Raw genomic sequence first — 14,492 nt, forward strand, 5'->3', positions numbered from 1 at the left:
CGCGCCCGACCCCGATCCCGGCGGCACCGGCCCGCCCGGTCAACTCCCCTGCGGCGGGCCCGAGATGCCATGCACGATGAACGCGGTGAGGGTGTCCACCGCCTCCTCGTCGCTGAGCGAGCGGTCCTCCGGGGGCCGCCCGGTCAGCCACACGGCCGCGAACTGGTTCATCAGCGACATCATCGCGGACGCCACCACCAGCGGGTCGCCGGGCAGCCTGCCGCTGGCCGCCCGGATGTGCTCCAGGTGGCTCGCCAGGTCGCGCAGATCGGAGTCGACCAGCTGCCGCAGCCGGTCGGCGAACCGCGGGTCGACCAGCGCGGCCTGGTGCAGCGCCGCCACCACCGAGCGGTTCGCGCTGAAGAACCGCCAGTACATCTCGACGTGCCAGCGCACCGCCGCGGGATCGGTGAAGTCCGGGCTGTGCTCGGGCTCCTCCACCCGTACGTCGTTCGCGTCGACCATGTCCACCAGCAACGCCTCCAGCAGGTCCTCCTTGCTGCCGAAGTGGCTGTAGAACGAGCCGGCCGCGCGGCCCGCCTCCGCCGTGATGTCGGTGATCTTGGCCTTGAGGTAGCCGGTGCGGGCGAAGACCCGTTTGGCCGCGTCCTTCAGCGCCGCCTCGGTCTCCGCAGACCGCGCCTTGCGCGTGCTCGCCGTCGTCCCCGCGCCGCCCATGTCCCTCGCCTTCCCTCGCCTTTCCCGGCCTTCCCCGGTCTTTCCCGGCCCGCGCCGCCCGGCCCCGCCCGCCGCGCGTCCCGTCGCGGCCCGCGGCACGGCGCCGCCTTGTCCCGGACGGTAGCAGCCGCTATGGTGAATGCAGATTCAGTGAAAACCTATTCAGTGAATCCTGATTTCATGTTTCCCGCAGCCATCGGAGGCGACCGTCATGACCAGGCAGAACATCCGCGGCGAGCGGCCGTCGCACACCGGCGTGCTGATCGCCGGAGCCGGACCGGCGGGCCTCGTGCTCGCCTGCGAGCTGGCCCGGCGCGGCGTCGCGCACCGCATCGTGGAGAAGGACGCGGCGTACTTCGCCGGCGGCCGGGGCAAGGGCCTGCAGCCGCGCACCCGGGAGGTCTTCGAGGACCTCGGCATCGGCGAGCGGGTGAGCGCGCTCGGCGGCCCCTACCCGCCGCTGCGTGCCTACCGGGACGGCGAGGTGGTCTGGGAGGGCAGGCTCGCCGAGGAGCGCGAGCCCACGCCCGACGTGCCGTACCCCGGCCCGTGGATGCTGCCGCAGTGGCGCACCGGCGAGCTGCTGCGCGAGCGGCTGGCCGAACTCGGCGGCGGGGGAGTGGAGCTGGACACGGAGCTGGTCTCCTTCGAGCAGCACCGGGACGGCGTCACCGCGGTGCTGCGGCGGGCCGGGCGCGAGGAGCGGATCACCGCGGACCACCTGGTGGGCGCGGACGGCGGGCACAGCACGGTGCGCCGCCTGCTGGGCGTCGGCTTCGCCGGCGAGACCCGGGAGGAGCAGCGGATGTTCCTCGCCGACGTGCGGGCCGAGGGCCTGGACCGCGACCACTGGCACAGCTGGCCGGGCGAGCAACCGGGCCAGGCCGGCGCGCCGCTGGCGATGTGCCCGCTGGCCGGCACCGACACCTTCCAGCTCACCAAGGTGCTGCGGCCGGGCGAGGAGGTCCCCGAGGGGACGCCGCAGGCGGTCCAGCGGATCGTGGACTCCTCCACGGGCCCGGGCAGGGTGCGGGTGACCGAGGTCGTCTGGCACTCGCTGTTCCGGGCCAACATCCGGATGGCCGAGCGGTTCCGCGACGGGCGGGTCTTCCTCGTCGGCGACGCCGCGCACATCCACTCGCCGGCCGGCGGCCAGGGCCTGAACACCAGCGTGCAGGACGCGTACAACCTCGGCTGGAAGCTCGCCGCGGTCGCGGCCGGCGCCCCGGCCGCGCTGCTCGACAGCTACGAGGAGGAGCGGCTGCCGGTCGCCGCCACCGTGCTCGGGGTCAGCACCCGGCTGCACGACAAGAACTGGCGGGGCGCCGCCGACGCCCACCGCCGCGACGACCCGGTGCTCCAGCAGCTGGGCCTGGGCTACCGCGACAGCGCGCTGAGCGCCGAGGAGCGGGCCCGCCCGGGCGCGGTGCGGGCCGGCGACCGGGCGCCCGACGCGCCCGGCAAGGCCGCGGACGGCACGCCGGTGCGGCTGTTCGACCTGTTCGCCGGGCCGCACGCCACGCTGCTCGCGTTCGGCCCGCGGGCCGTGCGCGCCGCGGCCCTGCTCGCCGGACGCCCGGGGCTGCGCGCCGTCGCGGTGCTCGACCCGCGGGACCCGGACCCCGCGGACGCGCCTGCCGCCGCCGGGGCGCCCGCGGGCCCGTACGCCTTCCTCGACGCGGAGGGGCACGCGCGCCGCGGCTACGGCCTCGCCGGCGAGGACGGCGAGGTCGGCGAGGGCGGCGGGGACGGTCGACTCGGACAGGACGGACAGGGCGACCACGGCAGCCAGCGCAGCCAGGACGGGCAGGAGGAGCGCGAGGAGCGCGGGCAGCGGGCCGCGCCGGACACGCTGCTGCTGGTGCGTCCCGACGGCTACGTGGGGCTCGCCCTCGACGCGGGCGACGCGGGCGACGGCGAGGCCGCCGCGGCCCGGGTGGCGGACTACCTCGCGGGCCTCACCGGGACGGGCACGCCGGACATCTCATCGTCACAAGCGACACAGCTTTAACAACACTGCAAGGCTCTCACTCTTACATCCCGTCACATCCCTCCCTAGCGTGGTAGCGGCGCCCCACCCGGGCGCCGAACCCCCACATGGAGGAGCTTCGTGACACTCCGTAGGAAACTCCTGGCGGTCACCGCCGCCCCGGCCCTGCTCGTGGCGGCGGTACCCGCCGCCTACGCCGCGACGGCGCACCCGCAGGCCGCCCGCACCACGCTGGCCGGGAACGTCCTGCCCGGACTCGGCGCCCACGCCGTCCGCACCGGCGACCTCGCGTCGAGCGACCGCATATCCGTCGCCGTCAGCCTGGCGCCCCGCGACGCCAAGGGCCTGGACGCCTTCGTCGCCCAGGTGAGCGACCCGCACTCGGCGCAGTACGGCCACTACCTGACGAAGGCCCAGTTCGCCGCGCGCTACGGCCGCAGCGACGCCGACGTCAAGAAGGTCACCGACTACCTGCGCGGACACGGCTTGACCGTCGGCACCGCACACTCCGGCAACCTGCTGGTGGACGCCCACGGCACCGCCGCACAGGTCCAACGCGCTTTCGGCGCCCACCTGTCGACGTGGAAGGACTCCTCCACCGGCCGCTCCTTCTACGCCAACGACGCCGCCCCCACCCTGCCCACCGGCATCGCGTCCCTGGTCACCGCCGTCTCCGGACTCGACAACCGGGCCCAGCTGCACCACCAGGCGCCCGCCTCGGTCACCCCGCACAACGGCCCCGGCGGCGGCTACACCCCGGCCCAGATCAAGGGCGGCTACAACGTCGGCGGCACCTACACCGGCAGCGGCCAGAAGGTCGCCCTACTGGAGTTCGACGGCTTCCAGCAGTCGAACATCACCACGTACGACAGCCACTACGGCCTGTCCTCGGCCGCGCCCACCGTACAGAAGGTGGACGGCGGGTCCGGCCCGCTCGGCGGCGGCCAGGTCGAGGTGGAACTCGACATCGAGGTGATCAACGCCGTCGCCCCCGGCGCGGCGATCACCGTCTTCGAAGGCCCCAACTCCGACGCCGGCGAGGTCGAGACCTACCAGGCCATCGTCGACAGCGGCATCCCGGTGACCTCCATCAGCTGGGGCCTGGCCGAGACCGAGCGCACCTCCGCCAACATCAGCGCGGTGGACGCGGTCTTCAAGCAGGGCGCGGCCGAGGGCCTGAGCTTCTTCGCCGCCTCCGGCGACAGCGGCTCCGACGACGCCGGCACCGGCGGCACCTCGGTGGACTACCCGGCCAGCGACCCGTACGTCACGGGCGTCGGCGGCACCACGCTCACGGTCACCTCCGCCAACGCGTGGAGCAGGGAGACCGCCTGGTCCGGCGGCGGCGGTGGCAAGTCCAGCGTCTTCGCCATCCCGAGCTGGCAGACCCCGGTGCAGAAGAGCCAGGGCGGCGGCAAGCGCCAGGTCCCGGACGTCGCGGCGCTCGCCAACCCGTCGCCCGGCGTGTCGATCTACTCGCAGGGCAGCTGGGGACAGGTCGGCGGCACCAGCGCCGCCGCACCCGAGTGGGCCGCCTTCGCCGCGGTGTACAACCAGCAGGCCGCCGCGGCCGGCCACGCCCGCCTCGGCGCCGCCGACCCGGCGCTGTACGCCGCGTCCGGCACCGGTTTCCACGACATCACCAGCGGGAGCAACGGCGCGTACTCCGCGGGCACCGGCTGGGACTTCACCACCGGCTGGGGCTCGTACAACGCGGCGACCCTCGCCGCCAAGCTCCTCTCCCAGTGACCGGCGGGCGTCCGACATGATCTGACGCCCCGCCACTCCACCGTCCCCGGCCGTCCGTCACCCCCGGCGGCCGGGGACGGCGCGCACCCCCGGGCCGGGCACGGCGGGTACCCGCGCGAAACGGCTCCCCGCACTCGCCCCGCGGTCCTACGCTGGGACCGGGGGCGGGCCGAACGGCGGGCCGGGGGTAGGCGTTGTGCTGCGGGTACCGCTGCACCGGGAGTTCCGGTACATCCACGAGCCGCTGCCGGCCGGGGACCCCGCGATCCCGCCGCTCGGCCACGAACGGCTCGTCGACGCGCTGCGCGAGCGGCTGACGTACTCCCACGGCGGCGCGTTCCTGGTCAGCGGGTTCCGCGGGGTCGGCAAGTCCACCCTGGTGCTGCGCGCGCTGGCCGCCACCGGCGCCGGCTGGGGCGACCGCGACGCCATGCTCGTGGTGCACCTCAACGTCGCCCGGTCCATGACCACCGACCAGCTGCTGTTCGCCGTCGTCCGCCGGATCTTCGAGTCGCTCGACGACCGCGACCTGCTGGGGCGGCTGCCGCGCGAGGTGCAGCGCTCGCTGCTGCTGGCCTACTCGCGCACCTCGCTGTCCTTCACCCAGACCCAGTCCGAGAGCAGCGAGCGCGGCACCAGCCTCGGCGTCGCCCCGAAGAGCCGGCTCGCGCCCACGGTCAACTTCAGCGGCCGCAGGACCCGTTCGCAGGCCACCGAGGCGGCCTTCCTCGCGTACTCCGAGACCGACGTCGAGCACGACCTGATCCGGATCGTGCACCTGCTGGCCGGCATCGAGGGCCGCCCCGAGCCGGCGCAGCGGCTCCGGCTGCGGACCCGGGTCGCCCGGCGGCTGCGCCCCGCGCCCGGCCGCGGCCGGGCCGACGGCGCGCAGCGGCTGCGCGTGCACCCCGTGGTGGTGCTGGACGAGGTCGACAAGCTCACCGACAACCGCGACGACGCGATCGCCCACTTCGAGGCCCTGCTCGGCCGGATCAAGAACGTGCTCACCGCGCGCGGCGCGCACTTCGTCGTGGTGGCCGGGCCCGACCTGCACGACCGCGCCGTCCAGGACGCCGACCGCGGCAACGGCGTCTACGAGAGCGTCTTCGGCTGGCGGATGTACGTACCGTGCCTGTGGGACGCGCCCGAACGGCTGGTGCGCGGCCTGGCCGAGGCCGGCCGCGCGGAGCTGGACCGCACCGGCCCGCAGGCGCGATTCGCCCGGTACCTCCCGCCCCCGCCGCCGACTGTCGCGCCGTACGCCCCGCCGACCTTCGCGCCGTACGCCCCGTCCGGCTCCTGGTCCTACGCCCCGCCGACCTTCCCGCCCTACCTGCCGCCGCCCGCGCACGGCCCGTACGCCGATTCCGGGCCGGGCGAGGATTTCGGGGCCGCGGGTTCGCCCGACGCGCCTGTGCCGCCCGGGCCGCCGGCCGAGGCGCCCCACGTGCCCGAGCCGTCCGCGCCGCCCGAAGCGCCCGGCGAGCCTGGCGCGCCCGCCGAGCCGGAGGCGCCTGACGCTTCTGCCGCGCCTGACGCTTCTGCCGCGCCCGACGCGCCCGACGCGCCCGACGCGCCCGACGCGCCCGACGCGCCGGACGCGTCCGACGAGTCGGCGCCGCCCGCCGAGCCTGCCGCGCCTGCCGCGCCCGACGCGCCGGACGCGTCCGACGAGTCGGCGCCGCCCGCCGAGCCTGCCGCGCCTGCCGCGCCGGAGGCGCCTGATGCGCCTGCCGCGCCTGAGCCTCCGACCCCGCCCGACGCGCCGGACGCGTCCCGGCGGCCCGTCGGCGCGGGTCCGCCCGCCGGCTCGGCCGGGAGCCACCGGCCGCCGGCCTCCGCCGACCCCTCCGCCGACCCCTCCGCCGGGCCGCCGGCCGCCCGCCGCGTCCCGGCGGACGACGCCGCCGCGTTGGACCGCCTGATCGGCTACCTCCGCTTCAAGGCGCGCGGCGTGCCCCGGCGGCTGCTGCAGGAGTTCAACGCGCTGGTGGTGTGGGAGGCCGGGCAGCCGTCGCTGCTGGTGGACGACGCCGAGTGGGAGCGGATCTCCTTCTACGCCGACCTGGAGGAGGTCGTCTCCCGCGCGACGCGTGCGGGGGAGCGCGGCGCCTCCGGGCGGGTCGCGGTCGACGACGACCGGGCGCTGCTAGGCGGCTACCACGTTGTGGACTGGGCGCTGCGCAGCCGGGGCCGTCCCTTCACCTCCGCCGACGTGACCGGCGCGGACGGCATCGACCCGCTGCTGCGCATGGCCCAGTCCGCCGTGGAGCGGATGCTGCGCCGCCTGGCCCGCGCCGGAGTCCTCGACGTGGTCAGCGAGTCCGGCCGCCCCGACGCCACCCGGTACGGCAGGGCCGGCTCCGCCCTCGCGTACTACAAGCTCTCCGACGCCTACCGGCGGCAGCTCGCCGGCTTCGCGCGGGCCGGCGAGAGCGAACACGCCGACCTCGGCGCGCTCGACCCGCGGCGCGGCGAGCCCGACACGCTCGTCGGCCGGCTCCCCGCAGGCTCCCCCGCCGCGCCCGACGCGGCCCCGGCGTTCGGCACCGCGGACGCCGCGCCGTACCCGCGCACCCCGTTCCCGGGGACCGCCGTGCCGGCCGCCTGGAGGCCGTCCGCCGAACCACCCGACCGCCGGCCCGTCCCGACCCCGACGCCCGCCGTGGGCGTGCTCGCCGACCGTTACGAGATGACCGAGCTGCTCGGCCAGGGCGGCATGGGCGCGGTCTACCGCGGCCGGGACGTGCTCACCGGGCAGCCGGTGGCCGTCAAGGTGATGCACAGCGCCCTGCGCGACGACGTGGAGATGCGCGCGCGGTTCGAACGGGAGGTACGGATCAGCGCCGCGCTCACCCACCCGCACATCGTGCACACCCTCGACACGCTGACCGGTCCCGACGTGGAACCCGCGCTGATCATGGAGCTGATCGACGGCCCGTCCCTGGGCGACGTCCTGGAACGGCACGGCGGACTGCCCGCGCCCCTGGTGGCGCGCCTGGCCCGGCAGCTCGGCGAGGCGCTCGCGTTCATCGACGGGGTGGGCGTGTCGCGGATCGACCTCAAGCCGGGCAACGTCCTGCTGCACCCGCGGCGCGGCGCGGTCATCATCGACCTGGGCATCGCGCGCCCGCGTCTGGACGCGGACTCCGTGACCCAGGTCGGGATGGTGATCGGCACGCCCGGCTACATGGCTCCCGAACAGGTCAACGGCGCCCCGGCGGACATCAGGGCGGACCTGTTCACCCTGGGCCTGATCCTGCACCAGAGCCTGACCGGACGCCCGGTGTGGCCGGTCGCGACGGCCGCCGAGCTGTTCTTCCACATCATCAACGACGACGTGCCGGTGGACGCGCTGCCCGCGTCGCGGGCGCTGCGCGAGGCGATCGGCCGGCTGCTGGCCCGCGTCCCGGACGAGCGCCCGCGGGACCCGGAGGAGTTCCTCGCGCTGCTCGCCGAGACCCCGGAGGCCCGGGAGGACCCCGGCGACGACGACCTGCTGTCCGCGCTCCCGCAGGACGGCCCTTCGCCGGACGCGGACCCGGACCCGCCGCGGCCCGGGGCCACGCCGCCGGCCCCGACGACGATCGTCGTGGACGGCTGAGCGGCCCGCGCCCCTGACGTGGCCCGCCCGGGCCGGCCGTTCCCGGCGCACGCGCCCGCCGTCCCCGGTTCACGTCCGGCGGAGGTCGGCGAGCCGGTCGAGGAAGACGCGCTGCGCGGCGACGATCTTCTCCCGCGCGGCGGCCAGATCCAGCCAGGCCGCCCGGTCCAGCTCGGGGAACTCCCGCAACCGCCCCGAGCCGCGCGGCCACTCCATGGTGAAGGTCCCGAAGACCGCCCGCGCCGGGTCGAGATCCCCCTCGACGGCCCATACGGTCACGGTCTTGCCGCCGGACTGGCGGGTCTCGCCCAGCGGGAGCAGCGCGCCCGCGGGCACCGGCAGACCCAGCTCCTCGGTGAACTCCCGCCGCGCCGCCGCCTCCGGCGTCTCGCCGGGCTCGTACTCGCCCTTGACCACCGTCCACGCGCCGGCGTCCCGCCGCGCCCAGAACGGCCCGCCCATGTGCCCGAGCAGCACCTCGATCCCGTGGCCGGGAGCGTCCCCCGGATCGCCGCCGGGACCGCTGCCGGGACGTCCGCCTGGGCCGCCGCCGGGATCGCCCGCACCGGGCCGCCGTCCGGCCGTGCGGAACGGCAGGATGCCCGCGCTGCGCCTCTCCGCCATGCCGCCAGTCTGCCCCCGCCGGCGCGCAGGACGCGACCGCACCCCCTGCACGTACGGGCGGACCACCCGCGTCCCGACACCGCGTCCGCGTCCCGACGAACCGCGTCCCGCGTACCGACGGACGGCATCCGCGTACGGGCGGACGGCATCCGCGTATCGACGGACCGCATTCGCGTATCGACGGACCGCATTCGCGTACGGCGGACCCGGCGCCGTACGGACGGCGGGGCATACGCGGGTCAGCCGGTGAACGCCCAGCCCGTCCAGGCGCGTACCTCGATCGCCACGACCGGACCGCGCGGCGGGGCCTCCGCGTACTGCGGGTACTTCCGGCGCAGCAGCGCGAGCCCGGCGTCCCGGACCGCGCCGTCCGGCACGACGCGCGCCACGCCGTCCGCGCGGGCCCACCACAACCGCGCCCAGTCGTCGGCGTAGTGGTCGGCGAGCAGCGACACGCGCGGCTCGGCCGCGATGTTGCGCAGCCGCCGCAGGTCGGTGGAGCGCTTCGGCTTATGGTCCACGGCGAAGTACAGCGTGTCCGGGTACGGCGCGGCGCGCGTGGCCGGGTCGCCGGGGAGGCGGCCGGGGACGTCGCCGGGGACGTCGCCGAGCGGTTCGCCGCCGGGGCCGCCGGACGCGTGGCCGATCCGGTCGCCGGGCGTGCCGGTGGACGCGTGGCCGGGCGCGTCGCCGGGCACGTCGCCGAGCGCGAACGTCACCGGCACCAGGTGGGGCGCCCCGTCCGCGCCGACGGTGGCCAGCCGGGCCACGCGCGCGGCGGCGAAGCGGGTACGGGCCTGCGCCGCGGTCAGGTTCACCCGCCCGACCCTACCGAGCGCGGGCCCGCGACGCCCCGACCGGAGCGCCCGTGGCGTCGCAAGGGGAGCGCCCCCCCGGCGGCCCCGACCGCGCCCTGCCGACGACTCGGTCCCGCACCCCCGTTCCCGCCGGGGGCGCGCGGTCCCTCGCACGCCCCCGCGCCCCCCCCGCGCGGTCCCCACCGTCGCCCCCCCGCGGGGGGCCGCCACCCGTCGCTGCCGTCGGAACCGGTCGCCGTCCCCTCGCGGCGGGCGGCGACAGCTGCCCGCCCGGCCGCCGGTGCCAGCCGAGGACACCCCCCGCGCGGGGCCGCGACCCCTCAGCCCGCATGGCGCCGGACCGGCCCGTGCGGGGCGCGTGTTCCGCCCCCCGCCCGGCACGTTCGGGGGTCCGAACGCCGTTCCCCGCGCGGACCGTTTCCTCCGGGCGTGAACACGTCACGGCGCCAAACCGCCAGGGACCCGCATTGACCCGCGGATCACCCCGGCTGGATTTTTGTGCTGGTCACTCCCCCCACTCCCTCCTCGCCGACAACGACGCCGGCGGTTCGCCGCCCGCCCCTCTCGGGAGTCCCCTTGTCCCACAGATCCCCCGGCTCACCCACCGGCCGGCCGCCGCTGCGCCTGCCGTGGCGGCTGCCCGCCGCCGCGACCGCCGCGATCCTCGCGGTGCTCGGCGTCCTGGCGGTCCTGCTGCCGCAGCAGGCCACCGCGGCGCCCGCCGCCCCGACCGCGGCGAGCACGACCGCCGCCACGGACGCGAGCGCGAGCGCCGCCACGAAGGCCGGCACCGGCACCGGCACCGGCGCGACGACCGGCACCAGCACCGGCACCAGCCCGCAGACCAACACCAGCACCGACGCCGGCACGAGCACCGGCGCCGCGCCGGTCTGCGGCGCTCCGCAGCCCGGTCACTTCAGCTGCTTCGCCCTGCGCCGCACCGCCCCGAGCGCCGCCGCGGGCGAGCGCCGCACCCTCGGCGGCGCGCCCGCCCCGGCCGCGTCCCCCGCGACCCCCGAGGGCTACGCGCCCGCCGACCTGCGGTCCGCCTACGCGCTGCCCGACGACGGCGGCGCGGGGGCGACGATCGCCATCGTCGACGCCTACGACGACCCGGACGCCGAGTCCGACCTCGCGGTCTACCGCGCCCAGTACGGACTGCCCGCCTGCACCACCGACAACGGCTGCTTCCGCAAGACCGACCAGCGCGGCGGCGCGGGCTACCCCGGCGCCGACGAGGGCTGGGCCTCGGAGATCTCGCTGGACCTCGACATGGTCTCCGCCGTCGCCCCGCAGGCCCACATCCTGCTGGTCGAGGCCGACTCCTCGCTCTCCGAGGACCTCGGCGCCGCGGAGAACACCGCGGTCGCCCTCGGCGCCCGGTACGTCTCCAACTCCTGGGGCGGCTACGGCGACAGCACCGACGACCTGGCCTACGACCAGGCGTACTTCGACCACCCCGGCACGGCGGTGGTGTTCAGCTCCGGCGACGACGGCTACGGCGTCAGCTACCCGGCCTCCTCGCCGTACGTGACCGCGGTCGGCGGCACCTCGCTGACCCGCGACGGCAGCGCCCGCGGCTGGGACGAGTCGGTGTGGAACGGCATCACCCAGGGCCCCGACGGCCCGCACTGGGGCGCCACCGGCTCCGGCTGCTCGGCCGCCGAGCCCAAGCCCGCCTTCCAGTCCGCCGTCGACTGCGCCGGCCGCTCGGTCGCCGACGTCAGCGCCGTGGCCGACCCGGCCACCGGCGTCGCGGTTTACAACTCCTACTCCGACGCGGGCTGGAACGTCTACGGCGGCACCAGCGCCTCCGCGCCGATCATCGCCGGCGTCTACGCCCTGGCCGGCGCGCCCGTCGCCGGCACGTACCCGGCCTCCTACCCGTACCAGCAGCCCGGCGCGCTCAACGACGTCACCCGCGGCGACGACGCGAGCTGCGCCGACGCCTCGCTCTGCGGCTACGGCACCACCCCCGACTGCACGCCGGCGTACACCTGCCAGGCCCAGCCCGGCTACGACGGCCCCACCGGCCTCGGCACGCCGAACGGCGTCGCCGGCTTCAAGCCCGGCCCGCACGGCGCGCTGTCCGGCGCGGTCACCGACGCCGCGACGAAGGCCCCGGTGCCCGGCGCGACCGTCGCGCTCGGCGACTACCGCGCCACCACGGACGCGCAGGGCCGCTACCGCCTCGACGTCCCGGCCGGCTCCTACCCGCTCACCGTCAGCGCCTTCGGCTACGCCGACGACGACGCCGGCACCGTGACCATCGCCGACGGCGCCGCGCTGACCAGGGACGCCGCGCTGACCGCGGTGGCCACGCAGACCGTGTCCGGCACCGTCCGCGACGGCGGCGGGCACGGCTGGGGGCTGTACGCGAAGATCACCCTCGACGGCGTTCCCGGCGCGGTCTTCACCGACCCCGCCACCGGCCGCTACACGGTGAAGGTCCCGGCCGGCCACAGCTACACCCTGCACGCCGCCGCGCTGTACGCCGGCTACGCCACCGCGTCCGCCACCGTCGACGTCGGCTCCGGCCCGCGCACCGCCGACCTCTCCCTGCCGCTGGCCGGAACCGGCGTGCTGCCGCCCGGCTACGTCATGACGTACCACGGCGGCGGCCTGGAGACCTTCGCCGACGCCGCGACGCCGGCCGGCTGGACGGTGAAGAACAACACCGCCGCGGGCGGCTGGCAGTTCGACGACCCGCTCAACCGCGGCAACCAGACCGGCGGTTCGGGACGCTTCGCCGAGGTCGACGACTTCGCCCTCGGCTGGGCCGCCGCCGACACCGAACTGATCAGCCCCGCCTACGACTTCAGCGCCGAACAGCAGCCCGAGCTGCAGTTCGACACCGCGCTGCCGCCGCTGTACCGGCTGGGCGACCTGACCGCGGCGGTCGACGCCAGCACCGACGGCGGAGCCACCTGGACCACCCTGTGGCAGCACACCGACGTCGTCGGCGGACCCGCCCACGAGACCGTCCCGCTCACCCGCTACGCCGGCCGGTCGTCGGTGCGGCTGCGGTTCCACTTCACCGGCTCCCTCACCGGGATCTGGCAGATCGACAATGTCGCCGTCGGCACCCCGCGCCTGGTCACCGAGCGCGGCGGCATGCTCGTCGGCCAGGTCACCGACGCCAACACCGGGGCCGGCGTGCTCGGCGCCACCGTCGCCCCGGTCGCCGCGCCCGCCGACTCCGGCCGCGCCGTCGCCACCCCCGACGACCCCGCCACCGGCGACGGGCTCTACTGGCTGTTCACCGGCAGCACCGGCAAGCAGCATGTCACCGCCGGGCTGCCGGACTTCGGATATCCGCAGACCACCCAGCAGGCGGACGTGCGGCAAGGCGCCGTCACCCGAGCCGACTTCGCGCTGCACCCGGCCCAACTGCGCTACAGCGTCTCCTCGGTGGCGGCGAACGTGCCCTGGGGCGACAGCCGCACCGTGCAGGTGAAGGTGAAGAACACCGGCGGCTCGCCGGCCACCTTCTCGCTCGGCGAGCAGGATCTCGGCGGCCCCGCGGCGTCCGGCGCCGAGCCCACCGTCCACCGCGTGCCGTCGGCGATCACCCCGCGCACGCTCCAGGACGCCGGCGCGGCCCCCACGGGACCGGCCCCGTCCACCACGTCCGGCGCGGGCGGGGCGCATGCGAGCGCCTCGGCCGACGGCGGGACATGGCAGCCGCTCGCCGACCTGCCCGCTCCCGTCTACGGCGGCCTCGCCGCCACCGGCCCCGACGGCACTGTCTACACCGGCTTCGGCGAGGAGCCCGGCGGCGTGTGGAGCAAGTCCTTCTCCTCCTACGACCCGGCCACCGGCGGCTGGCACGCCCTCACCGGACCCACCACCACCCGCTTCGCCCCGGCCTACGGCGTCATCCGCGGCAAGCTCTACGTCACCGCGGGCCGGGACGCCGCCGGCATGCCCATCGCGGGCGGCGAGGTCTACGACCCGGCGACCGACCGCTGGTCGCAGATCGCCGACCTGCCCACCCCGTACGGCGGTTCCGGCTTCGCGGCGGCCGGGGACAAGCTCTACGTGATCGGCGGCTGCGACCTGTTCAACTGCGGGTTCAACACCGTCGAGGTGTACGACCCGGCGACCGACACCTGGTCGGCCGGCGCGCCGTACCCCGAGCCCATCGGGTTCCCGGTCTGCGGCACGGTCGACGACGAGGTCGTCTGCACCGGCGGCGTCTACCAGCCCAACGGCGCGGCCGAGAAGGACACGACGCACACCTACGTCCTCGACCCGCACACCGGCTCCTGGCGCCGCGTCGCCGACGCCCCGACCGACGTGTGGGGCGCCACCGGCACCGCGGCCGACGGCCAACTCCTCGTCGCCGGCGGCTTCCAGGTCAGCGCGGACGGCGTCACCGACGCCGCGCACGCCTACGACCCGGGCACCGACACCTGGCGCGCCCTGCCCAGCCTGCCGCAACCGGTCATGGAGGCCGCGTCCGCGCCCGGCTGGTACGCCCTCGGCGGCATCACGGCCACCGGAGGGCCGCAGGCCACCGCGCTGAAACTGCCCGGCTACGACCACGCCCACGGCGACGTGCCCTGGCTCACCGCCTCCGCGAAGAAGGTCACGGTCAAGGCGGGCGGCACGGTCACGGTCCGACTCACCCTGGACGCCGAGGCGTTGACGTCCGCGGACGCCGGAAGCCACCGCGCCGCGCTGATCGTGGACAGCGACACCCCCTACGGCTCGCCGTCCCTGCCCGTCACCATGACGGTCGTGCCGCCGGCCGGCTGGGGACTGCTCACCGGCACGGTCACCGGCCGCCCGGCGGACGGCGGCGCGCCCGCGCCGCTGGCCGGCGCGGTGGTCGAAGTCGACACCAAGAACGGCGACGTCACCCTCACCACCGGCGCCGACGGACGCTACTCGCTGTGGCTGCCGGCCAAGGACAACCCCGTCACCGTCATCGTGGCCGCCACCGGCTACCGCCCGGCCACCGCCACCGTCCGCATCGTCAAGGAGGGGTCGGTGAGCGCGGACTTCGCCCTGAGACACCTGTGAG

7 protein-coding genes are annotated in these 14,492 nt (G+C 76.3%); 4 read left to right on the forward strand and 3 right to left on the reverse strand.

What is annotated here, in order from left to right:
* Positions 1-39: 39 nt before the first annotated feature.
* Complete coding sequence (locus VSR01_RS33950; RefSeq protein WP_326452815.1) at positions 40-678, reverse strand: TetR/AcrR family transcriptional regulator; 639 nt, start codon at positions 676-678, stop codon at positions 40-42.
* Between the two features lie 211 nt (positions 679-889).
* On the opposite strand from VSR01_RS33950, the gene VSR01_RS33955 reads away from it, so the two are divergent.
* From VSR01_RS33955 to VSR01_RS33965, 3 genes are all read left to right on the forward strand, one after another.
* Positions 890-2,689, forward strand: coding sequence for an FAD-dependent monooxygenase (locus VSR01_RS33955; protein WP_326452816.1), 1,800 nt, complete (start codon positions 890-892; stop codon positions 2,687-2,689).
* A 99-nt stretch (positions 2,690-2,788) separates the two neighbouring features.
* On the forward strand, positions 2,789-4,417 hold the full coding sequence (locus VSR01_RS33960; RefSeq protein WP_326452817.1) for a S53 family peptidase: 1,629 nt from the start codon (positions 2,789-2,791) through the stop codon (positions 4,415-4,417).
* A 196-nt stretch (positions 4,418-4,613) separates the two neighbouring features.
* Complete coding sequence (locus VSR01_RS33965) at positions 4,614-8,021, forward strand: protein kinase domain-containing protein (protein ID WP_326452818.1); 3,408 nt, start codon at positions 4,614-4,616, stop codon at positions 8,019-8,021.
* Positions 8,022-8,090: 69 nt separating this feature from the next.
* Here the strand turns inward: VSR01_RS33965 and VSR01_RS33970 are convergent, their stop codons facing one another.
* Both VSR01_RS33970 and VSR01_RS33975 read right to left on the reverse strand, forming a co-directional pair.
* Positions 8,091-8,645, reverse strand: a complete 555-nt coding sequence (locus VSR01_RS33970; RefSeq protein ID WP_326452819.1) for an NUDIX domain-containing protein — start codon at positions 8,643-8,645, stop codon at positions 8,091-8,093.
* Between the two features lie 239 nt (positions 8,646-8,884).
* A complete protein-coding gene (locus VSR01_RS33975; protein ID WP_442785736.1) occupies positions 8,885-9,457 on the reverse strand; it encodes a TIGR03668 family PPOX class F420-dependent oxidoreductase in 573 nt (190 codons plus the stop codon).
* A gap of 582 nt (positions 9,458-10,039) precedes the next feature.
* On the opposite strand from VSR01_RS33975, the gene VSR01_RS33985 reads away from it, so the two are divergent.
* Positions 10,040-14,491, forward strand: coding sequence for a carboxypeptidase regulatory-like domain-containing protein (locus VSR01_RS33985; RefSeq protein ID WP_326452820.1), 4,452 nt, complete (start codon positions 10,040-10,042; stop codon positions 14,489-14,491).
* Position 14,492 lies beyond the last annotated feature (1 nt).

This window comes from Actinacidiphila sp. DG2A-62 (genome assembly GCF_035825295.1).
Classification (GTDB): Bacteria; Actinomycetota; Actinomycetes; order Streptomycetales; family Streptomycetaceae; genus Actinacidiphila.